The sequence below is a fragment of the Streptomyces sp. NPDC057617 genome, from assembly GCF_042800555.1.
Taxonomy (GTDB): Bacteria; Actinomycetota; Actinomycetes; order Streptomycetales; family Streptomycetaceae; genus Streptomyces.
The window spans coordinates 17,979-39,116 of the sequence record NZ_JBHVGV010000019.1; the positions used below are offsets into that span (position 1 = coordinate 17,979).

The window sequence follows — 21,138 nt, forward strand, 5'->3', positions numbered from 1 at the left end:
TCGCGGGGCCTGCGACAGATGCCATGGTGGGTGCTGTGGATCTTCACAGATCCATGGTTTAAGCAGGTCGCCCGCGGGCCAGTGCACTATCGGGGTGGGAGGTGGCGCGCGCTATGAGCGGACGCGTGGGATTCGACTGCGATGTGCTGGTGATCGGCGGCGGGATCGTCGGCCTGTCGACGGCGTACGCGATCACGCGCGCCGCGCCGGGCACCCGTGTGGTGGTGCTGGAGAAGGAGCCGGGCCCCGGACGGCACCAGACCGGCCACAACAGCGGAGTGATCCACAGCGGGGTCTACTACCGCCCGGGCTCGCTCAAGGCGCGCTACGCCGTGCGCGGCTCCGCCGAGCTGGTCAAGTTCTGCGCCGAGTACGGCATCGCGCACGAGGTCACAGGCAAGCTGATCGTGGCGACCGGACGGGACGAGCTGCCCCGGCTGCACGCACTGGTCCAGCGCGGCCGGGAGAACGGCATTCCGGTACGGGAGCTGGGCCCGGCGCAGATCACCGAGTACGAGCCGCACGTGCGCGGCCTGGCGGCGATCCAGGTCGGTACGACCGGGGTCTGCGACTTCCTCGCGGTCGCGGAGCAGCTCGCCGAGTCCGCGGGCGGGTCGGGCGCGTCGGTACGGTACGGCGCGGAGGTCACGGCGGTCGACCGGCGCCCCTGGGGGGTCGCGGTCCGCACGGCCGCCGGGGACATCGTCAGGTCACAGGTCCTGGTGAACTGCGCGGGGCTCCAGTGCGACCAGGTCGCACGGCTGGCGGGCGACGACCCGGGGATGCGGATCGTGCCGTTCCGCGGCGAGTACTACGAACTGGCGAGGCCCGGTCTGGTACGAGGGCTGGTCTACCCGGTACCGGACCCGGCGTTCCCGTTCCTGGGCGTGCATCTGACCCGAGGCATCGACGGAACCGTCCACGTCGGCCCGAACGCGGTCCCGGCGCTGGCCCGCGAGGGCTACACCTGGAAGGCCGTACGCCCCACGGAAGTGGCCGACACCCTGGGCTGGCCCGGCTCCTGGCGTACGGCACGCAAACACTGGCGCTACGGCGCGGGCGAACTGCACCGCTCCCTGTCGAAGCGCGCCTTCGCGACAGCGGTACGGCGGCTGCTCCCCGCGGTCACGCCGACGGACCTCCGCCCAGCTGCAGCCGGCGTACGCGCCCAGGCGGTCCTACGGGACGGCACCCTGGCCGACGACTTCCTCATCCAGGAACGCCCCCGCACAGTCCACGTCCTCAACGCACCTTCGCCGGCGGCGACGGCATCGCTGCCGATCGGTAGGGAGGTGTCGCGGCGGGCGCTGGCGATGCTGGGGGAGGCCTGAGGCGAGGGGGTCGGGCGGGGGCGTGGGGCCTGGGCGGGGATCATCCCCGCGTGCGCGGGGAGCACCGTCCGATGAAATATCCGAACGGGTTGTTCGGGGGACCAACCCCGCGTGCGCGGGGAGCACTCTTCCTGAGCTGGGGGTTTATCCGGGCCGTGGGCTGGTTTCGCTTACTTTCGGGGAACCGGCACAGCTCACCCTCCTCCCCCTACGGGCAATTGAGGCAGCCGTTCCGCTCGCCCCTGCGGACATTCTCGTCCACCCACAGCCCGACGTCCCGCGATCCCGCCCCTTCGTACGCAACCTCGCGTATACGGCCGGCGCACGGATACGCACCTCAGACCGCCCGCACGACAACTACTCACACAGATCGGCGCGCAGCGCCGCTCGGCCACACCACATCCACCGGAAGCCCGGCCCCGCGCGCCTCGGTCACCACATCCGCCGTGCCGCCGCCCTTACCCGAGGGGGGCTCGCCGTTCCATACCGCGACCAGCCGATCCGCCCGTTTCAACAGCTCGGCGTTGGCCGTCTCGTATCCGCACCAGGAGGTCAAAGACCGGCGCGTGGTCCGGCTTCACTTTCCTCTCCCGGTAATCCCGGGAGGGGATCACCACGACCAGCCGCCCCCCGAGCGCACGACACCCCGGTCAGGTCCTCGCGATACGGCGCCAACACCTCACGCAGCGCGGCCCGTACGAGCGGCGCGCTCGCCACGGTCAGGTCCATGTGCCCGGTCACCGCCAGCGTCACCACACGCTTACCCCCCTCAAAACGAAGCGAACGCACCAGCGGTGCGGCCCGCTCACAGCTTCCGGACCATCACGGCATACAGCGGGGAGTCGTCGGAGGGCTTTGCCTCGCCTGCTTTGCGGTAGTTCCAACGCTCGTACAGAGCCTGGACTCTTGGGTGTGCGGCGTCCACCAAGAGCGTGACCATGTCGGCCCGCACCGACCCGAGCAGCGCGTCGTGGATCCGCCGCGCACGTCCCGTACCGCGCCATTGCGGAGTCACCATGAGTTCGGACAAAGCAAACACGGAGCCCCTGAGGCCGCAGGGACGCCGATGCCCCTTCCACCAGCCGCCCGGCTTGAACATCGAGCCGTACGCATAGCCGACCGGGCCACCCTCCTCCCAGCCGGAAACGCACCGCCAGTCCTTCCGTGAGGACCAGAGGTCGACGAAGTAGGCGAAGCGCTCACGCGAGTGGAACGGGTCCGGATCACCGGCGTATGCCTCGTCGTGGATGTCCAGCAGCAGCGAACGCACGTCCCGTGCGTCCGCGTGCGTGTAGCGCTTCAGATCCATTGGCCGGACTCCGAGCATCTTGCGCGTGGCAGCGCGAGTGGTGACTGGTTTGCTGGGGCCGTGCCCGGTGCGCGGGGTGCGACGCCCTGTTCCGCGTTGCCGACGCCGTCGCGGCGGGTTGAGCCGCGACGGCACGGAGGATCAAGAAGCGACGGCCTCCAGCGGCACCTGGATCTCGGTCACCCAGGAGTCCTGCGGGCCGCAGGACTCCAGGTAGAACTCCCGCCCCAATTCGGCGGCCCGCCGCCCGGAGGACTCGATCCAACGCCCGAGCGTCTGGATGGTGGGGAGCAGCGCGTCCATGGAACCCCGGTGCACGATGGTCGCCGCCTGCTCGACGGCGGGCAGGTCGACGATCGCGAAGTTCTGCGTGGAGCCGGTGTCGGCCGCGCTCGCGTCGACGGACACCGACGCGCCCGCGTGGACCGTGATCGCGTTCGAGCCCGAGTCCCCGTGGTCACCGTTCCCGCCCCCGGCCAGCTCGTACCAGGCGATGTCCGGGCCGGTCATGGCGATGCCCGCTGCCTCCAGTTGGGCGTGCAGCCGTCGGTAGAGCGGCTGGATGACCGGCCCGATGTGTCGGGGGTCGAAGCTCTCGGCGGTGGCCGACAGCACGGCCACGCGGGTGGCGGGCAGGAACTTGAGTACGACCTCGTCGGTGGGCATGACGCCCTCGCTCTCGATGGTGCGGAGCCTTCGCTCGACCCGTGCCAGCCGATCCGCGGTCTGCGCGATGACGTCGGCCAACTCGGCCCGCCGCAGCCGCAGCATGCCGCGGAGTTGCTCGGTGTCGACCTTCGCGTCCAGTACCTCGCCCACTTGCTGCAGGCTGAGGCCGAGGTCCTTGAGCGCGATGATCCGGTTGAGCCGGGACAACTGGGCCGCGTCGTAGTAGCGGTAGCCACTGGACGGGTCCACTCGGGCAGGCGGCAGCAGACCGAGTGCGTCGTAGTGGCGCAACATTCGGACCGAAACATGGCCGTAGGCGGCGAAATCTCCGATGGTGAACATGACTCCTCCAGTACAGGGTCTCCCAGAGTGTGAGGGTCAAATGCCCGAGGGGTCAGGTCGGGACGGGGGTCCAGGCTCCGCGGTCGTCGAAGAGTCGGCGGGTGACGTCGAGGAGAGGTTCGCCGTCTTCGACCGTCTCGTTCGAGTTCCTGGTGCGCCGGACGGGTGCCGTAGGCGTCCGGCGGCGATGAGCGTGTCGTAGCGGTCCGCGTATCGCTCCAGTTCGTCCAGACGGAGTACAGGGTCAGCGCGCGCGTGCAGGCGGTGTGTACCCAGCAGGTCCGCCCCGCCACCCGGGTCCCGGTCTCGTCGAAGCCGACCACCTCGCAGTCGACCAGTTGGGCGCGGACGGTCTCGGTGTGCGCGGCCACCGCGCCGGCGGCCTGTTCGCTCCACGTCAGCAGCGAGGCCGTGGCGACCTGGAGGCCCAGGCAGTCGGCCGGCAGTTCCGCGCACCGTGCGTAGGGCAGATGTTGGCGGTTGATCAGGTAGACGGCCAGTGCCCGCACGCCGGACCCGTACGACTTCGGCTTGACGAAGCCGTCCGAGGATGGCGGCTTCGAGGAGTTCTTCGAATTCGTCTCCGCAGCGAAGAGCCCCGCCGATCCGAACGGAAGGAAAGGCGGGGCTCAGCGCGGAGGCGCGCAGATCACGCGCCGAAGGTACGGCCGAACTCGCCCGCCTTGACGCCCGCCACGAACGAGGCGAACGCACCGGCAGGGAGGTTCAGAACCGGACCGCTCGGGTTCTTGGAGTCGCGGACGGGAACCACGCCGGTAGCCGACGCGTACGCGGGAGCCCACTCGACGCAGGTGCCGCCGTTGTTGCTGTAGGAGGACTTGACCCAACGGAGTTCGGTCGTGGTCGTGGTTGTCACGGGGTGCCCTTTCGTACCTCATTGATCATGTCCACTGATGCCGCTTGCGACAGCGATACGGCCTGTAGTTGATGGTAGGCCGTCAACATGCCCCGGACGAATACGAGTTCACGGTCCAGGTGTCCCTGGGTCTGAGACTCCATATACGCGACGACGGAGCAATCGGACAGGGTGAGCAGGTTGACCGATCGGTCAAACGTCCTGTGCTCCCCGATCGCGTACGGGGCGATATGCAGCGCGGTGTTGGGGAGCGCGGCGAACTCAATCAACCGATCAAGTTGAGCCGCCATGACCCCGGGTCCGCCCACCGGCCTGCGGATGCAGCTCTCGTCCATGACCACCAGCACCATGGGAGGACGGGCCCGTACCAACGCGGACTGCCGCTCGGCCAGGAATGAAACTCGCTCATCTGCCTGTTCGCGTGTGATGGCACCCCGATGTACGGCGCTGTCCGCCAGCACCTGTGCGTACTCCGGGGTCTGAAGAAGCCCCGGAATGATCCCGACCTCGAACACCCTGATCTCTACCGCTCGGCCCTCAAGTCCGACGTACTCAGGAAACCCTTCCAGCAGCGAACCGTGCCGCATCTCGCCCCACTCGCGCTCGAACGAGGCGGCAGTGCCGACAATCCCAAAGGCGAGATCGAGCTTGCGCGAGAGCGGGAGGGTCGGCGGTTTGCGGGCAGTTTCCAGGGCCGAAATATGCTGGCTGGAACATGACACACGCCCGGCTAAGTCTTCCTGGTTCCAGCCGCGTTCCTCCCGCAATTTACGCACACGGGCCCCAAACGCCGCTCGCGGGCTGCTCTCGGGGTTCAACTCCTTGCGATTGACCATGCGTTGCCCAAGCCTTCCTTCGCTCCTGATTACTTGAAGGCGTCTCGACTCTACGCCACTCTGAGTGCCCCCGGTAGTCGTTTGGCTACGGAGAGGAACCAGCCTTGCCCTGCAAGCGCACTCCTCGCAAGTCCCGTGGCGGCGCAGCCGAGTTGGCCGAGAGTGAAAAGGGCAGATGGAGGGCGTGTGACATGTACGGGAACCGCAGGCCGGACCAAACCGACCACAGCGTTGTGCTGCGGTGGAGCAGTCACCCGAGGTGCGTGGCGCTGGCGCGGATGGAGTTGCGCAAGGCGCTGGCCGGCTGGGGGCTGTCGGAGCTGGAGGACGCGGCCGTCCTGATCGTGTCCGAGCTGCTCAGCAACGCCGGTCTGCACGCCAAGGTGACGCCGGAACAGATCATCGAGACGCGCTACTTCCGCAGCTCGGGCGCTCTGCGGATCGAGGTCCACGACGGTTGTCCGGACCGCCCGCAGCCGCGTACCCCCGACCCCGAGGCGCCGGACGGGCGCGGGCTCCTGCTCGTGGACGCGCTGGCGGACGAGTGGGGCGTGGCCGACCGGGCCGGCCCGGGGAAGATGATCTGGGCCTCATTGTCGTTGCAGGGCGCGGCGGAACGTAACGCGACGGACGGGGGGCCAGGACGTGGCTGACCTGTCGACGACGGGTGAGGGCGAGCGCCCTCCGCTCGGCGCGGTACGGCGGCCGGACATCGTCCCGTACATCGCCTGCTGGTCCTCGGAGCACCGGCCCCAGGGCACGCTGGTCGTCCGGGGCGGCGGCATCGCGTACGCCGACGAAGGACCGTACGAGCGCGACGACCTGGGCGTCCTGTGGAAACGGGTGGGGATCAGCCCCGGGAAGGGACGGCCGGAGTTCGGCAACGTCCACTTCCTCCGCCAGCGCCGCGCCATGCGCAAACTGCTGTGCCAGATCTGCGGCGGCCCCTCCGACCGTACCGACAACGGCACCCTCTGGGCGCTCGGCGAGAACGCGGACTACCCGGACCTGCACAAACCCGGCTTCGTCACCACGCATCCACCCCTGTGCGTACCCTGCGCTGTCACCTCGGTCGGAGCCTGCCCCCACTTACGCAAACGCCACGTCGCGTTGCGCGTCAAGACATTCGTCGTGGCCGGCGTACACGGGGTCGTGTACCAGCCGAACGGGATACTCCCGGTCATGTACGAAGCAGGCGGCGTCGCCTTCAAGAGCCGACGGCTCCCCTGGGTCCTCGCCGGCCAACTCATCATGGAACTCCAGGAGTTCACGGTCGTGGACCTGGCAGCAGAACACGCCGCCTACCTGAAACGGGCCGAGGCACGAGGCAGGATCTTCGGCAGACGCTGACTGGACCTGGCTGGTCATCGCCGCACACGCCCAGCACCGCCTGCCCCGCCGGCTCGCTGTCGACCTGTGACGCCCCTGGGAGAAACCGGCCGACCCGAACAAGCCGACCCCGGCCCGCGTCCGCCGCGGGTTCCGGAACCTCCAGGCGCGGCTGCGACCGGCACCCAACCCCGCCGCCGCACCTGAGTCGGAACGACGAACTGCTCGATCCCGAAGTGGCGCTGGCCGCCGCCACCACGATGCTGAAGGAACTCGCACGCGACTCCCACGGCACCACCGTCGAAGTGACCTGGGACCCACGCCAAGAACCCTCGACCTGGACCGGCCAAGTCATCGCCGTCCGCGGTGACGAGACAGCCCAGACCGACAGCGGAGGTTAAACGACAAGCTCAGCTTGTTCTTTTGAGGTCGCGACCCACCGGAGAGACCTAGGTCCTGTCCGGCGGATCTTCGTAGCGGCGGTGCGACCGAGTCAGGCTTCTTCGCCCCCACCATCGCCATCGCCGTCCGCGGTGGCACCGCCGTCGCCGTAAGCCGCGTCAAAGCGCCTGCGGCTCTCACGGATGGTGTTTTCCTGCGCCATCGCCCAGTTGAGCAGGCCCAACAGCTGCTCGTAGAGCGACCGGCCGACTTCGGACAGGGTGTACTCGACCCGTGGCGGTGTGCTGGGCACAACGGTACGGATGATCAGCCCGTCCCGCTCAAGCCTGCGCAGGGACAGCGTCAGCATGCGCTGGGAGACCCCGTTGACGTGACGGTGAAGATCGGCGTATCGCAGGGGGCCGTGGCTGAGCACGGCCATGATCAGCACCCCCCACTTGTCGGCCACCCGCGCGAGGATGCCACGCATCCAGGCGTTTACCGCGCCGGAATTTTCCAGCGCACGAACATCGATGTTCGTTCCCGACATTAAAGTGCCGTCTTCCTTCACGGGAGCGAGTCTCTCACACTTGACCTTGCGCGCAGAGCGGCTGAGCAGCCTCAAAAGCCAACGCTCAGGCACGCCCCCTTCGGCAAGGAAATGGAAATCCGAAGGGAAATGTCAGGCCCCAGCCGCTCCGACGAAGAGTCGCGGAATGCTTCGGAATTCACGGACAAGTTTCCAGTGCCCTGAATACCGATTGTGCCGAAGAAAGGAATTTCATGATCGACACCAGTGACGTCGTAGTGGTGGGAGCGGGTCCGAGCGGACTGGCGTCAGCACTTCAGCTCGGAAAGGCCGGCGTCCGGGTGCGGCTCCTCGAACGCCGCCGTACGCCCTCGGACCAGCCACGCGCACACGTTCTCAACGCGCGGACGATGGAGCTGTTCCGAAGCTGGGGCGTGGCCGACGATGTGCGCGAGGACGGCCTCGCACCCGAATTGGCGACGTCCTTCGGTGTGCTGACCGAGCTGTCCGGTGAGGAGTTCGGCAGACTGGACATCGACGAGGACGCGACCGCGTTGTATTCGACCGAGCGGCTGTGCAACTGTCCGCAGGACAGGATCGAGGCTCGGTTGTTGGCGGCGGTCCGCGCGCTGCCCACCGTCAGTGTCGAATTCGGCCACGAGGTCACCGATATCGATGTGTCCGAGGACGATGTGACGGTCGGCGCGCGTGACACGCAGGGGAGGACGAGCAGTATGTCCGCGCGGTTCCTCATCGCAGCGGACGGGGCCGGCAGTTGGCTCCGGGACCTGACCGGAATCGAGATGCCCCGAGCCACTCCGCTCGGGCGCCGGTTGAACATCTACTTCCACGCCGACCTCACGAGCCAGGTGCGGAGCCGGCCGTTCATCCTGTGGTTCATCCACAATGTCGCGACCCAGGGCATCTTCATCTCCCTCGACGGTCGCACCAGATGGGTGTACAGCGTCGAGATGAGTGCCGGGGAGTCGGCCGACGACTACCCGGCAACCAGGTGTCGCGCGCTCCTGCGTGCCGCTCTCGGTGTCCCGGACATCGAACCCGACATCCGCTCCACCCTCACCTGGACAGTGGGCATGGGCGTCGCCGACCAGCTCCGGAACGGCCCGGTGTTTCTGGTCGGCGACGCCGCCCACACCTTCCCGCCCGCAGGGGGAATGGGCATGAACAGCGGGATTCAGGACGCGCACAATCTCGCCTGGAAGCTGACCGCGGTCCTCAACGGGCAGGCGGGCGAGAAGCTGCTCGACACGTACGAGGCCGAGCGCCGTCCGGTCGCCGTTCACAACGCGACGCAGAGCATGGTCAACGCCCGACGGCAGCAGGAAGCCGCGCGGGCGATGGCGTCCCCGGACTTCCTGGCGCTGCTCGCGAGCCCCGAGGGCGGCGGCCTGCGAGCGGCCGTGGCTTCCGGACTGCATGACTTGCATGAGGAGTTCCAGTCGCTGGGACAGCAGTTCGGGTATGTCTACCGCAGCGACGCGCTGGTCGACGACGGAAGCCCGCGACGGGACTCCACGGTCACTCAGTACAACGTCACCGCGCGTCCCGGGGCTCGCGCGCCGCATGTACTCCTGCGAGACGCCCATGGTGACTCGTGGTCGTCGGTCCAGCTCTTCGACGGGCACTGGAGCCTGGCGTTCGCCGGACCCGCGGCGAAGTGGGCGGAAGACGTAGAAGACGCGGCCCGCGTTCCGGTCCGGACGTTCGGCGTGCACGGGCTCGAACCGACAGGTGGGCTGCGTGCGGACGACTATCTGGGTCTCATGGGACCTGAGGCGTTGGCCGAGCTCTACGAATTGCGGATCGGCGATGCCGAGAGGCCGGGAGGAGCCGTCCTTGTGCGGCCGGATGGTCATGTGGCGGCGCGCTGGCAGGACGGGCCACAGGATGTCACCGATGTAGTACGCGTCATGGACGCGGTACTCGCCCGCGCGTCGACGGCCTGACGGACGCCTGCGAGTCAGGTGATTCCGTACGAGGCATCTCGTCGAGAAAACGGCCGTCAAGTCCCGCCCGGCAGGGCGGAAGGGACCCAGGTAGGCACGGCAGTCGCGCAGGTCAGGCAGGTGCCGGAGCCGCCGGCCCCTGGCGTACTCCGGCGGTCCGTCCCCGCCCGCCACCACGACGGCCACCGGGCGTTCACGGGCGGCGGCCACGAGGCCGCCGGGGTGATGCCGGCGTCGTGGCCGCCGGCCTGCCGGGACGCGCAGCCCGCGCGGACGGCGATACGGACGGCCTCCCTACCGGTCACCACACAGGGCGGACGCACGCCCTGGCTCGCCGGTTCGGCCGCCACCCGCCCGAACTCCACCCGGTACTCGCAGCTGCGCGCGGCGACGGCGACGGCGGCGGCGAGCACCGCGTACTGCACCGCCAGGAGCCTGGTCGGCGCCACCGCCACCGCCAGCAGGCACACGCCTAGTAGTACCCCTTCGCCCCGTCAAGCAGCTCCCTCACGATGTCCGCATGCCCCGCGTGCCGTCTGGTCTCATCGACGAGCTGGTCTCATCGACGAGATGGATGGGCATCCAGCGGAGGTTGGCGTTGCCGGAGCGGCAGCCGGGGTGGCGGCCGACGTCATCCAAAGAGGCCGCGGCCACGATCTCGTTGCTCCCGGCGCACTGGGCCTCGTACGACGCACACGCGCGGCCGGGAGTGCGCCCCATCGCTTCGGGGGAACCGGATGCGCACCACCGGCCGTGCTTCAGGCCCGGGTGTAGCCGCCGTCGGCGAAGAGTTCGGCGCCGGTGACGAACGACGGCCCAGCACGATCCGACGGTCGCCGGACGGTCGGCCGAGACCATGACGGCACTGCTGACCCTGCTGCGGACGGAGATCAGCGCCGCCCAGCGTCACGGCGACATCGATGGCGCTGCGGATCCGGAGCGGTTGGCGGCACTGCTGCTGACGGTGGTCCGAGGTATCGAGGCGGTAGGCAAGGCCGGCCTGGACCCGGAGACGCTGCGGGACATCGCAAACACCGCACTGGCGGTCCTGCCCATGCCCGAGGGGCAGAAACGCCTCACACCCGGGCGCAGTCCGGCCCGCGAGAACTGACTTGGTGCCATTGCTCTGGCGGGGCAGGGCATGCGCTGGCGGAGGTTCCGAAACGTTCGGCGGACCCGGGCCGGTGCGGGTGGTGACCGCGGGCTCAGGCCAGGTCTCCGGCTTGGCGAAGCGGAACTTGGGCCCGTGCCTTGGCGGTCGGCCGTTCGTTCCGGGCAGCCACCGGCGTCTGTCTTGGGTCGTCAGGTCCGGGGCGGTGGCGCGCTCATCGCTGCCGTCAGGAACGTGATCGCCCATCGCCGGGCCGCCTCGCCCGCTACCGGGGACGCGCAGCCGGGGGAGGGCTGCTGGTGGACCTGGAGGCGGTCGACGGCCGTCACGGCAAAGATCCCCCGCATCCGGAACCACAGCTCCTCCGGGGAAAGGCCGGGCAGTACGCGTGCGAAGGCTGCGAAGTAGCGTTCGCGGACCGAGTCCTCGGCCGGGCCGGTCCAGCTGCGTGCCTCCTCGGCCGGGTCGCTGAGGATCGTCACGATCAGCCGGGACGTCCGGGCGCCGCCCTCGTCGCCGGCCGGCATCTCGTCGAACAGCGGCCCCGCGAATGCCTCCACCAGTTCGCTGACCGGCGGGTCGGGGGTCCGGGCAAGCAATGTGTCGAGCCCGGCGCACTGGGCAGCGGTGATGGGCTCGACCACGCGGCGGGCGACCGCCGCCATCAGCTCCGCCTTCGAGCCGAAGTGGTAGCCGACGGCGGCCAGGTTCGCTCCGGCGAGTTTGGTGATCGCGCGGACCGAGGTGCCGCGGTACCCGTGCTCGGCGAAGAGGTGCTCGGCCGCGTCGAGGATCTGGGTGCGGGTGTCTGGGGTCGCCACACGAGGGACTCTACATATGTTTGAATGAAACGAACGTATGAATCAAACGAACGTGTGAAAGAGGACTGCCATGAAGCTGCTCGTGTACGGCGCCGGGGTCTGCGGCAGCCTGTTCGCCGCCCGCATGCACGAGGCCGGCCACGACGTCTCGCTCCTCGCCCGGGGCGAGCGCCTGACCGCCCTGCGCCGGCAGGGAGTGCAGCTCGCCGAGGAAGACGGCCCTGTCAGGCAGGTGCCGATACCGGTGACCGAGCACCCGGACGGCGGGTACGACCTGATCACCGTCTTCGTCCGCACCCACCAGGTGGATGCGGTGCTGGAATCACTCGCTGGTGTCCAAGGCGACGTGCTGTTCCTGCTCAACTGGGCAGCCGGCCCGGAGACGCTGGGTACGGTGATCGGCCACGAGCGGGTGCTGCTCGGCTTCCCCAACACTGGCGGCACGATGGACGGCGACGTGGTCCGCTACCGCAAGACCAATTTCATCACCCGCCGGGTCGCGATGCCGATCGGCGAGCCCGACGGCCGTACCACCCCGCGACTGGTACGGATCGTGGAGACGTTCCGTACCGCCGGGATCAACGCCAGGGCCGAGCCGCAGATGGACGCCTGGCTCAGGACGCACGCCGCGTTCGAGGTCCCGCTCGGCCAGGCGGTACACGCGGCGGGCGGCCCGGTAGCGCTGGCCGACGCCCCGGACGCGGTCCGCGGCATGCTCCACCTCATGCGGCAGAACCTCGCCGCGATGGAGACGCCGCCGGTACCCCGCGCGTTCGCCGCGTTGCGGGCTCTGCCGCAAGGGCTCCTTGTGGCCGTGCTCCGGCGCTTCCTGAAGAGCCCGACGGCCGTGCACAGCGGACTCAACGACCCCTCGCCTGCCACGGCGGCCGAACTCAAGCAACTGGCCGAACAACTCCGTACCCCTGCGGGATCCCGCTGAGCGACCCAGGACGGCGAAAACCTCACCACGGACACCACCGCCAGTCCCACAGTTCTCAGTCCTCGCCCCCACCTCCGCCGGCTCCACGGACGGCAACTGCCGACCTCATGACCCAGCTGAGCCACCGAGTTCGAAGCGCATTTCGGAGCCGGCCCAACGACCGCCGACCTGTCGGTAGCGTGATCGGCATGACAGCTGAGGACGAGGCGGCACACGGCGAAGCACTGGCCGGCGGCATGGTGAACGGGGGCGCGGTCTTCCGCCGCGGTTCCCTCGTCGAACGCCCGGCCCCGCCTACTGCGCGCGCCCTCCACGCCCATCTCCTCGCACTCAAAGAGCACGGCTTCGATGCGGCTCCGACCCCGGTCCGGCTCACCGCGGACGGCCGCGAACAGCTGACCTACATCCCCGGCGACGTCGCCCTGCCGCCGTTTCCCCGCTGGGTGATGACGGAGACCGCTCTCAGTTCGGTGGGAAGCCTGCTGCGTCGCCTGCACGACGCCAGCGTGGCCATCGCTGTGGACACCCGCGCCGCGTGGCCGCGGGCTCTGGCCGACCCGGAGGGAGGAACGATGCTGTGCCACAACGACGTGTGCCTGGAAAACGTCGTCTTCCGCGACGGCCGCGCCACGGCCCTGATCGATTTCGACCTGGCAGCGCCCGGACGGCCACTGTGGGATGTCGCCATGACGGCCCGCTACTGGGTCCCCATGCTCGATCCCACGTCCGCGGCCCCCCTCTACCCCGCCGGGCTGGATGTCTCGACGCGACTGCGACTCCTCGCCGACGGCTACGGCCTCTCCCCGCAGGAGCGGGCGGAACTACCCGGCATCATCGAACAGGCCACCGCATCCTGCCGGGCCTTCGTCGCCGACCGAGTGACCGGTGGCGATCCCGTCTACACACAGGCGCTGGCCGAGCGCGGTGGATGGCAACGGTGGGACCGCATCCAGGAGTGGCTTACGGCCCACCATGAGATGTTCACGACCGCGCTGCTGGACTGACCGGCCCAAAGATGGCTGTAGATCGTGATCCGGGAGAGGCGTGTCGGTGAGGGACGGCCGTTATTCCAGCCACATCCCGTCGCGCATGATGACTCTCCCGCGCAGTTCCGGCTCGCCGCGCCAAGCGCGCACAGTCTTCGGGACCACTCGTACGTACAGAAAGGAACCCTCTTCCACGCGTGGGTCCCACCCGAACTTGCCGGTGAACGCCTCCGCCGCGCCTCCGGGCACCTCCTGGTCCGGGAAGCACTCCGCCTCACCCTGGAGAAGCACCACGTCGAAGGTGTCCGGCAGCGCCAGGCGCACGCGCGGCTCCGCGCGGACGTTGCGCGCAGTCACGGAAGCGGCGCCGGTACACATCCACACCGCCCGCCCGTCCCACAAGAACCACAGCGGCACCTGGTGCGGCCCGTGATCAGGATGAGCCGTCGACACCCATACATCCCGCTCGGCAACGAGCCGCTCCAGAACATCGCGCACACGCTCCGCCGTCCGGCGACGAACGATCCCCGTGGACTCCATGAGGACCGACCCTAGCCAGCAGGCGCGAAGCGCGCCTGAGGCGCAGGACCTACTCCCCGCGACCGATGAACCCCTCAGCTCATGGCTCGGGCAGCTCATGGCTCGGGACGACCAACTTCGGTGCCCGGAGTGGCCGACGGGTGGGCCGGGCGGCGCCTCGGCGAGGGACACTGGCAGACGGGCGGGGTGTGAAGAGGCGGGGTGTGAACGGGTGCGGCGGGGGCTTCCGTGGGCGCTCCGTAGAATCGGTGCGTTGTGGGCGAACGCGAGAAGACCGGGATGACTGAGATGGCCGAGGCGACCGAGTCTGTTGAGCGAGGCATGGCCGGAGGGACCGACGGCGCCGATACGGCCAACGGCGCCGGCGGGACCAGTGGCGTCGGTACGGCCAACGGCGTCGGTGGCGGCAGTGCGGGCGGGCGGGCCGGGGACCGGATGATGAGCCGGATGTTCCCCGGCGGCACCGGGCCCGCCGCCGACCCCGCGGGCTCCCACTTCGAGCGCCGGATCCGCAGCTTCCAGCCGCGCCGCAGCCGGGTGACCCCGGGCCAGGCCGACGCGCTGCGCCGGCTGTGGGCCGTCTGGGGCCTGGACATCGACGGGCAGCGGGTGCTGAATCCGAGCGAGCTGTTCGGCGGGCTGCCGGTCGTCCTGGAGATCGGCTTCGGAATGGGCGAGGCGACCGCGCGGATGGCCGCCGACGATCCCGGCACCGGAATCCTCGCGGTCGACGTGCACACCCCCGGCCAGGGAAACCTTCTGCGGCTCGCGGAGGAGAACGGGCTGACCAATGTCCGGGTCGCCAACGGCGACGCGATCATCCTGCTCAGGGAGATGCTGCCGCCGGAGTCGCTGGACGGGCTACGCGTCTACTTCCCGGACCCCTGGCCCAAGAAGCGGCACCACAAGCGGCGGCTGATCCAGCCGGAGTTCCTCACCCTGGCGGCGGGGCGGCTGAAGCCGGGAGCCGTGCTGCACTGCGCGACCGACTGGGAACCGTACGCCGAGCAGATGCTCGCGGAACTGACGGCCCACCCCGGCTTCGAGAACACCCAGCGGGATGGCGGATACGCGCCACGGCCGGCCTTCCGGCCGCTGACCCGCTTCGAGGGCCAGGGCCTCGACAAGGGCCATGTCGTCCACGACCTGCTGTTCCGCCGCGTACGGGAACTGCCGCCCGCGGAGCCCGCGCAGCCCGCGTAACGGCGGTTGCCGAGGCCGCGGGAGTCTCGCCCGTACGCAACGCCGACCCGGCCCCCGGGCCGCGGAAGTCTCGCCGTACCGGAGCGCCCGTACGCGCCCCCGACCCCGCGTAACCGCCGGTAGCCGCACAGGCACCATCGCCGTTGTCAGTGCCGCTCGCTACTGTCATCGGGTGTCGGAACTCTCGCAGCAGCGGCTCGAACCGGGTCCGGCGATCCCTGTCCACGTGCCCTCGCAGCGGCCCGAAGGACCGGGGGCCGCCGGTCCCGAGCCTGCCCCCGGGCGTTTTCGGCCGCGCCGTGCGTTCTGGCGCCGACGGGCGGTGCGGGCGGCGGCCGTGATCACGCTGCTCGCGCTCTGCGGACTGGTGATCCTGGCGCTGGTGCGCGACCAGACCGGCACGGAAGGCTTTCTGGTCGGACTCGGGCTCGCCGTCCTGCCCGTACCGCTGCTGATGGCGGCGTTCCGCTGGCTGGACGGGGTCGATCCGGGCCCCTGGCGGAATCTCCTGTTCTCCTTCGCCTGGGGCGCCTTCGCGGCCGCGCTCGTCGCGATCATCGCCAACACCTTCGCGACCCAGTGGATAGCGACCGCCACCGCGGACCCGGCCGGCGCGCAGTCCCTCGGAGCGACGGTGATAGCCCCGGTCGTCGAGGAGAGCGCCAAGGCCGCGGCGGTCCTGCTGCTGTTCCTGTTCCGCAGGCGGGACTTCACCGGGCTGGTCGACGGGATCGTGTTCGCGGCCTTCACCGCCACCGGCTTCGCCTTCACCGAGAACATCCTGTATCTCGGCAGCGCCTTCGGCGAGGACCGGAGCATGGGGAGCGCGGGCCTGGCCTCCGTCACGGCCGCGACCTTCTTCGTACGGGTGGTGCTGTCGCCGTTCGCGCACCCGCTCTTCACCGTGCTCACGGGCATCGGCTTCGGACTGGCGGCGATGGCCCCGCGCCGCCGGCGAATACGCAGGTTCGCCCTGCCGTCGCTCGGGCTGGCGCTGGCGATGGGCCTGCACGCGCTGTGGAACGGCTCGTCGTCGCTCTTCGGCCCGTACGGCTTCTACGCGGTGTACGGGCTGTTCATGGTCCCGGTCTTCGGTCTGGTGACCTGGCTGGCGATATGGAGCAGACAGCGCGGGCTGCGGACGGTCGCGGCCGAGCTGCCCGCGTACGCCGAGGCCGGCTGGCTGCCTCCGGCCGCGCCCCAGGCGCTGTCCTCGATGCGGGCGCGCACCATGGCGCGCGATTTCGCACACCGCACGTTCGGACCGCAGGCGGCCAGAGCGGTGGTGGAGTACGAGGCGTCCGCGACGACCCTGGCGTTTCTGCGCCACCGCGCACGGCGCGGCACGGCGGGGCCGGACTTCGCGGGGCGCGAGCGTGAGCTGCTGGACCGGCTGTGGGCCCGTGGGGGTACGGCAGGGCCCGCGCTGACCTTCGCCGCGCGGGCCACAGGACGGGTACGGGTGCCGCCGCCGTACATCGACTACGACGGCTACAACCCGTACCGCCAGTACTGAACACCCTCAGCCCGCCAGAACTGAACGCCCTCACCCATGAGCGCACTGAGCGCCCTCATGGGTGAGAAGCGTCAGGACCGGTGAGGAGCGTCAGACCGGTGAGAGACGTCAGGGAGTCAGGCCCTTGTCGGCCAGCCAGCTCATCGGGTCGATGCCCGTGCCGTCCGGGGTGTGCACTTCGAGGTGCAGATGCGGCCCGGTCACATTGCCGGTCGCGCCGACCCGCCCGATGGTCTCGCCGGTGGTGACCTTCTGCCCGGCGGTGACGGTCATCGAGGACTGGTGGCAGAACCACAGCTCCGTACCGTCGTCCAGCTCCAGGATCGTGCGGTAGCCGTACGAGCCCGACCAGCCGGCCGAGGTGATCGTGCCGCTGTGCACGGCCTTGATGGGCGTGCCCGTCGGGGCGGCGAAGTCCAGTCCGGTGTGGTAGCCGGAGGACCACATGGAGCCGGACTGGCCGAAGGTGGAGGTGATCGTGTACGAGGAGGTCGGGAGGGTGAAGCTGGCGGCCAGCTTCGCGAGGCGCTCCGCCTCCGCCTTGGCCTTGGCCTCCGCCTCGGCCTTCTTCCGCGCCTCTTCGGCCTTCTTCTCGGCCTCGGTCTGCTGCTTCTTCGCCAGGGCCGCGGCCTGCTCGGCCGCCGCGCGCTCCGCGGCCGCCTTCTCGGCGGCGTCGGCCTCGTTCTGCTGCTGCTCGGCCTGCTGGAGGATCCGGGCCCGCAGGGCCTCGCCGGCGTCGGTGGCGCCCTGCTCGGCGTCCGCCGTCGTCATCCCGGCGGTGGTGAGGGGCGCGCTGGCCAGCAGGTCGGGCTCGGTGTCGGTGTCGCCGGCCAGCGATCCCATGCCCGGCAGGGAGGTGGCGTCGGGGAGGTTGTCCGTGATGGCGTCCGGCAGGGATATGGAGACCGCGGGCTTGTCCTGCGCGGTGGCCATGCCGCCCGCGCCGACCGCGGCTATGACGCCGACGCCGAGGACCGTGGAGCTACGGGCGAAGCCGTTGCGCTGCTTGCCGACGCGGTGCCTGCCGCGTACCGGCCGTACGGATTCCTCGGTCGGGTTCCACTCTCCCCAGGCCCGCTCCGGCTCGTCACCGAACGGGGAGGTTTCGAAGGGGGCGGTGGGGGCAGGCTGATTGGACGCCACTGAGGCGCACTCCTTTCCTTCCTTCTCGCCTACCGGGTTAGCTGACGGGTTCGGAGCAGGAAGGTCTCCTACGGGGGCTCTGAGCTGCACGGAGCAGCAAAGAACTCCCGATTCACCCCAATTGGTGGTTCCCCGGTTCCCTTGCGGGATTCGGCGCGTGCGCACGGTGCCATCTCTTGCGACGGCTGGGACGACCGCGCTGCGTTATCGAACGTTAATAGAGACCGGGCCCTTATTCCAAGCCGTTCCGGGTGATCATTAACAACTTCGCATCGGACACACCAGGGCACATGCACATGCAATCGGGCGAGCTGACTGCCTTTCAGTGCGCCCCGCATACCTGACGGTATGTCAAATGTTATGCGGAGTGGCACCTACCGATCACACACGGTGGCGACGCCCGCCACGGGCCCGGCCGCCCGTCACGGACCCGGTCCCGCTCGGCCGTCACAGGTACCGCTCGGCCGTCACAAGGCCGATCGGCGGGCCGTCACAAAGCCGCTCGGCCGCCACGGACCCTGGTCAGGGAACCAGTGGCATGGTCCTGCGTCGTTCCGGCTGCCCCTCCGTCGGCCGGTTCACCGCCAGCAGCGCCATGTCGTCCTGGCTCCCGCTGCCGCCCGTGTGCCGCCGTACGTCGTCGATCAGCGCCTGGAGCAGTTCGTCGGGCCCCTGGAAGATCCGCCCGTCGAGCCGCTCGCGCGGCAGGTAGAACACCCCGTGCGAATCGCGCGCCTCGGTGAGCCCGTCCGTGTAGAAGAGCAGCGTCGCCCCCGTCGGATAGATGGCCTGCTCCGCCCGGTCCGGCCAGGCACCCAGATCGCTCATCCCGAGCGGCAGCGCGGGGTCCCGGGTCTCCAGCATGCATACGGCTCCGTCCTCGCACATCAGCAGCGGATCGGGATGGCCCCGGTTGACGAGCCGTACCACTCCCCCGTCGTGCGGGATCTCCGCCAGTACGGCCGTGGTGAACCCCTCGAAGGCGTCAAGACCGCCCCGCCGGGACCCGTCGCGTCTGAGAGCGCGCTCCAGGCGCTGCGCGACCCCCTCCAGCGACGACTCCTGCTCGGCGGCCTCCCGGAACGACCCGATGACCACCGCCACCGCTTCGACCGCCTCAAGCCCCTTCCCCCGTACATCCCCGACCACCAGACGTACCCCGTACGGCGTGTCCTGTACGGCGAAGAGGTCGCCGCCGATGAACGCGCCCTCCTGCGCCGCTTCGTACCGCGCGGCGATACGGAGCCCCCCGATCCGTTCCGCGGGTCTCGGCAGCACCGCACGCTGGGCGGTCTCGGCGATGATGCGGGCGGAGGCGAGCCGCTGACCGCTGCGGCGCAGCACCCCGCTGATGTACAGCGCGAGGAGCGAGACGACCACCACGGTCAGCACCTCGCTGAGGGACTCCAGCGACATGAGCGACTTGGCGTAGATGTGCACGGCCAGTTCGGCGAGGAGTGAGGCGACGGCGACCAGCAGCGTGCCGAGCATCGGATAGAACGGGGCGGCGACGAGCGGGGCGGCCGCGTAGAGAGGGCCGGCCGTGACCCGCGTCGGGGTCAGGAAGTCGAAGACCACTCCGCCGATGATCACGAGCACCGGGAGAAAGCGGACCAGCCGCCGCCCGGTACGGACCCGTCCGGTGGGAATCGGCACGCCGTCGCCCGACACGGGACCGGCGATGTCGTCGGCACGCCGGCCACCGCCGCTCAGCCGCTCCGTGAGCTTCCGCACCTTCGCCACCAGTGGTCACCTGCCTAGGGCTACGGACGGTACCGCGCCCCACCCAGGCTGTCCGCTGCCACGTCCGGGGGCGACTCGCCGTCCGCCGAGTGGGCTAGGAAGCCGGTCGGACCGGCCCGCTTCTCAGCAGGTCAGACGGCCAGTCGGCGATACGGCCGGTCGTTCTTGCGGCCGGCCGGTCCGTGAACCGGCCGGTCGGTGAACCGGTCGGTCCGTAAACCGGTCGGCCTGTGAACCAGCCGGTCCGTGAACCGGTAGGTCCGTAAACCGGTCGGTCGTTCGTTCGTTCAGTCAGTCAGTCGGTCAGGTGGCGCTCGGCGTACACCTTCATGGCGTCCCGTACGAGCACTGCTGTCCCTTTACGGTACTTGTCATATGCGGCTGTGAAGCGTTCGTCATCCACATACATTTTCGTGACCCCGATGACATACGACTTCGTGGTCTCGACCGTCACCGAGAGCCATGCGCAGTGACGCCGGGCGATGTCCTGAGCCTCGTCGCTGTCGGGGGCGAGTCCCGCCTCCTTGGCCCGTCCCCAGTCGCGGGCGATGGTCTCGTGCCGGTCCTGGAACTCCTTCCGCTCCTGTTCGCTCAGCGAGCGCCACCAGCGGTCGCCCTTCTCGTACGCCTCCCGGCCCCATCGCTCGGTGACCTCCTGCTCGTACCGTGTGTGATCGAAGCCGTCGAGCACTTCCTCGGCCATGAGTTCCTCTCCTGTCGCGGTCTTGTGGAGAGTGGTCCGCACCGACGCGATCAGCCGCTCGATGCGCTCGCGCTCCCGCTCCAGCAGCCCGAGGTGGGCGCGCAGGGCGGCGGCCGTGTCCTGCTGGCCGTCGAGGACGCGGGCGATCGCGGGCAGGCCGAGGCCCAGCTCCCGGAGGAGCAGAATCCGCTGCAGCCTGACCAGGGCGTCCTGGTCGTAGTAGCGGTAGCCGTTGCTGCCGGTCCGGCTGGGCATCAGCAGCCCCAGGTCGCCGTAGTGCCTGAGGGTACGGCTGGTGGTCCCGGCCTTTTTCGCGATCTCCTGGATCGACCACTCCATGACATCGACGGTAGAAGTTGACGCGACGTAAAGGTCAAGCCCTGTCAGACGTAAAGGTCAAGCCCTGCGGGCGGCACGCGGCGACGACCTGCCAGCGGCGCACGACGACCTGTGGCAGCACACGGCGAAGGCCCGGATCCACTTGGAATCCGGGCCTTCAGCTCTCTTCAGTAGCGGGGACAGGATTTGAACCTGCGACCTCTGGGTTATGAGCCCAGCGAGCTACCGAGCTGCTCCACCCCGCGTCGGTAAACACAACCTTACGCCATCCGGAGCAAGATCATCACCATTGCCTGTCCAGGCCGGGCCGGGCCGGCCCCGGGGACAAGCTAGGCCGCCTCGACCACATCGGCCCGTACCGCCGCGGCCCACTCCACCAGAAGCCGCTGGTAGCGCTCCTGCTCCGCGGGCGACAGCGCGCCGCCGGCCCGGCCCCACAGGGCGCGGATCTCCGTATTGACAACGGCGGCGGACCGTACGGAACCGTCCGCGGGCACCGAGGCGGGAGCCGCATCCGTCGAAA

The 21,138-nt window shown here is 69.5% G+C and carries 21 protein-coding genes, 1 tRNA gene, 4 pseudogenes and 1 riboswitch; of the genes and pseudogenes, 10 read left to right on the plus strand and 16 right to left on the minus strand.

Annotation, left to right across the window (positions count from 1 at the left end):
* The first annotated feature begins 113 nt into the window (after positions 1-113).
* Entirely contained in the window at positions 114-1,331 is a 1,218-nt protein-coding gene (gene lhgO, locus ACFU9P_RS32500) for an L-2-hydroxyglutarate oxidase (RefSeq protein WP_384087849.1), read from the plus strand.
* Positions 1,332-1,692: 361 nt separating this feature from the next.
* On the opposite strand, the pseudogene ACFU9P_RS32505 reads toward lhgO, so the two are convergent.
* The 6 genes and pseudogenes from ACFU9P_RS32505 to ACFU9P_RS32530 all read right to left on the minus strand — a co-directional run bounded on the left by ACFU9P_RS32505 (position 1,693) and on the right by ACFU9P_RS32530 (position 5,364).
* Positions 1,693-2,087 (minus strand): annotated as a pseudogene (locus ACFU9P_RS32505) (hypothetical protein).
* 49 nt (positions 2,088-2,136) lie between these two features.
* Complete coding sequence (locus ACFU9P_RS32510; protein ID WP_384087852.1) at positions 2,137-2,640, minus strand: GNAT family N-acetyltransferase; 504 nt, start codon at positions 2,638-2,640, stop codon at positions 2,137-2,139.
* Between the two features lie 141 nt (positions 2,641-2,781).
* Positions 2,782-3,651, minus strand: a complete 870-nt coding sequence (locus ACFU9P_RS32515) for a MerR family transcriptional regulator (protein WP_376383691.1) — start codon at positions 3,649-3,651, stop codon at positions 2,782-2,784.
* Between the two features lie 230 nt (positions 3,652-3,881).
* Positions 3,882-4,160: pseudogene (locus ACFU9P_RS32520) on the minus strand (transposase); the annotation flags it as partial.
* 140 nt (positions 4,161-4,300) lie between these two features.
* Complete coding sequence (locus ACFU9P_RS32525; protein WP_384087855.1) at positions 4,301-4,528, minus strand: DUF397 domain-containing protein; 228 nt, start codon at positions 4,526-4,528, stop codon at positions 4,301-4,303.
* On the minus strand, positions 4,525-5,364 hold the full coding sequence (locus ACFU9P_RS32530) for a Scr1 family TA system antitoxin-like transcriptional regulator (protein ID WP_384087858.1): 840 nt from the start codon (positions 5,362-5,364) through the stop codon (positions 4,525-4,527). Before ACFU9P_RS32530 ends, ACFU9P_RS32525 begins: the two co-directional genes overlap by 4 nt.
* A 191-nt stretch (positions 5,365-5,555) precedes the next feature.
* Between ACFU9P_RS32530 and ACFU9P_RS32535 the strand changes: the two genes are divergently transcribed.
* The 3 genes from ACFU9P_RS32535 to ACFU9P_RS32545 all read left to right on the plus strand — a co-directional run bounded on the left by ACFU9P_RS32535 (position 5,556) and on the right by ACFU9P_RS32545 (position 7,094).
* Entirely contained in the window at positions 5,556-6,017 is a 462-nt protein-coding gene (locus tag ACFU9P_RS32535; RefSeq protein WP_384087862.1) for an ATP-binding protein, read from the plus strand.
* Positions 6,010-6,714, plus strand: a complete 705-nt coding sequence (locus ACFU9P_RS32540) for a hypothetical protein (protein ID WP_384087865.1) — start codon at positions 6,010-6,012, stop codon at positions 6,712-6,714. Before ACFU9P_RS32535 ends, ACFU9P_RS32540 begins: the two co-directional genes overlap by 8 nt.
* A gap of 215 nt (positions 6,715-6,929) precedes the next feature.
* Positions 6,930-7,094, plus strand: coding sequence for a hypothetical protein (locus ACFU9P_RS32545; protein ID WP_384087868.1), 165 nt, complete (start codon positions 6,930-6,932; stop codon positions 7,092-7,094).
* 92 nt (positions 7,095-7,186) lie between these two features.
* Here ACFU9P_RS32545 and ACFU9P_RS32550 read toward each other — a convergent pair whose 3' ends face one another.
* Positions 7,187-7,645: a winged helix-turn-helix transcriptional regulator gene (locus ACFU9P_RS32550; protein ID WP_376383705.1), complete on the minus strand. Its 459-nt coding sequence runs from the start codon at positions 7,643-7,645 to the stop codon at positions 7,187-7,189.
* Positions 7,646-7,857: 212 nt separating this feature from the next.
* On the opposite strand from ACFU9P_RS32550, the gene ACFU9P_RS32555 reads away from it, so the two are divergent.
* Positions 7,858-9,570 carry an FAD-dependent monooxygenase gene (locus ACFU9P_RS32555; RefSeq protein WP_384087871.1) on the plus strand — a complete coding sequence of 571 codons (1,713 nt, stop codon included), beginning with the start codon at positions 7,858-7,860 and terminating at the stop codon, positions 9,568-9,570.
* Between the two features lie 56 nt (positions 9,571-9,626).
* Here the strand turns inward: ACFU9P_RS32555 and ACFU9P_RS32560 are convergent, their stop codons facing one another.
* Positions 9,627-10,040, minus strand: a complete 414-nt coding sequence (locus tag ACFU9P_RS32560) for a hypothetical protein (RefSeq protein ID WP_384087874.1) — start codon at positions 10,038-10,040, stop codon at positions 9,627-9,629.
* A gap of 2 nt (positions 10,041-10,042) precedes the next feature.
* Positions 10,043-10,287 (minus strand): annotated as a pseudogene (locus ACFU9P_RS32565) (DUF664 domain-containing protein); the annotation flags it as partial.
* Between the two features lie 97 nt (positions 10,288-10,384).
* Here ACFU9P_RS32565 and ACFU9P_RS32570 point away from each other — a divergent pair.
* Positions 10,385-10,681, plus strand: a pseudogene (locus ACFU9P_RS32570) (TetR family transcriptional regulator C-terminal domain-containing protein); the annotation flags it as partial.
* A 191-nt stretch (positions 10,682-10,872) separates the two neighbouring features.
* Here ACFU9P_RS32570 and ACFU9P_RS32575 read toward each other — a convergent pair.
* Positions 10,873-11,502 carry a TetR/AcrR family transcriptional regulator gene (locus ACFU9P_RS32575; protein WP_384087877.1) on the minus strand — a complete coding sequence of 210 codons (630 nt, stop codon included), beginning with the start codon at positions 11,500-11,502 and terminating at the stop codon, positions 10,873-10,875.
* 70 nt (positions 11,503-11,572) lie between these two features.
* Here ACFU9P_RS32575 and ACFU9P_RS32580 point away from each other — a divergent pair, with 70 nt between their 5' ends.
* Positions 11,573-12,442, plus strand: coding sequence for a ketopantoate reductase family protein (locus ACFU9P_RS32580; RefSeq protein WP_384087880.1), 870 nt, complete (start codon positions 11,573-11,575; stop codon positions 12,440-12,442).
* 188 nt (positions 12,443-12,630) lie between these two features.
* On the plus strand, positions 12,631-13,446 hold the full coding sequence (locus tag ACFU9P_RS32585; RefSeq protein ID WP_384087883.1) for a phosphotransferase: 816 nt from the start codon (positions 12,631-12,633) through the stop codon (positions 13,444-13,446).
* A gap of 60 nt (positions 13,447-13,506) precedes the next feature.
* On the opposite strand, the gene ACFU9P_RS32590 is transcribed toward ACFU9P_RS32585, so the two are convergent.
* On the minus strand, positions 13,507-13,968 hold the full coding sequence (locus tag ACFU9P_RS32590; protein ID WP_384087886.1) for a pyridoxamine 5'-phosphate oxidase family protein: 462 nt from the start codon (positions 13,966-13,968) through the stop codon (positions 13,507-13,509).
* 435 nt (positions 13,969-14,403) lie between these two features.
* On the opposite strand from ACFU9P_RS32590, the gene trmB reads away from it, so the two are divergent.
* A complete protein-coding gene (trmB, locus tag ACFU9P_RS32595) occupies positions 14,404-15,171 on the plus strand; it encodes a tRNA (guanosine(46)-N7)-methyltransferase TrmB (RefSeq protein WP_384088007.1) in 768 nt (255 codons plus the stop codon).
* A 226-nt stretch (positions 15,172-15,397) separates the two neighbouring features.
* The gene (locus tag ACFU9P_RS32600) at positions 15,398-16,687 is read left to right on the plus strand and encodes a PrsW family intramembrane metalloprotease (protein WP_384088010.1); all 1,290 of its coding nucleotides are present in this window, start codon (positions 15,398-15,400) and stop codon (positions 16,685-16,687) included.
* Between the two features lie 108 nt (positions 16,688-16,795).
* Here the strand turns inward: ACFU9P_RS32600 and ACFU9P_RS32605 are convergent, their stop codons facing one another.
* From ACFU9P_RS32605 to ACFU9P_RS32625, 5 genes are all read right to left on the minus strand, one after another.
* Positions 16,796-17,830, minus strand: coding sequence for a M23 family metallopeptidase (locus tag ACFU9P_RS32605; protein ID WP_376383730.1), 1,035 nt, complete (start codon positions 17,828-17,830; stop codon positions 16,796-16,798).
* Positions 17,831-17,841: 11 nt separating this feature from the next.
* Positions 17,842-17,996: riboswitch (cyclic di-AMP (ydaO/yuaA leader) on the minus strand.
* A 356-nt stretch (positions 17,997-18,352) separates the two neighbouring features.
* On the minus strand, positions 18,353-19,513 hold the full coding sequence (locus tag ACFU9P_RS32610) for a PP2C family protein-serine/threonine phosphatase (protein WP_376383806.1): 1,161 nt from the start codon (positions 19,511-19,513) through the stop codon (positions 18,353-18,355).
* 355 nt (positions 19,514-19,868) lie between these two features.
* Positions 19,869-20,615: a TipAS antibiotic-recognition domain-containing protein gene (locus tag ACFU9P_RS32615; protein WP_384087890.1), complete on the minus strand. Its 747-nt coding sequence runs from the start codon at positions 20,613-20,615 to the stop codon at positions 19,869-19,871.
* A 171-nt stretch (positions 20,616-20,786) separates the two neighbouring features.
* Positions 20,787-20,860, minus strand: a tRNA-Met gene (locus tag ACFU9P_RS32620).
* A gap of 84 nt (positions 20,861-20,944) precedes the next feature.
* Positions 20,945-21,112: a hypothetical protein gene (locus ACFU9P_RS32625; protein WP_384087893.1), complete on the minus strand. Its 168-nt coding sequence runs from the start codon at positions 21,110-21,112 to the stop codon at positions 20,945-20,947.
* Positions 21,113-21,138 lie beyond the last annotated feature (26 nt).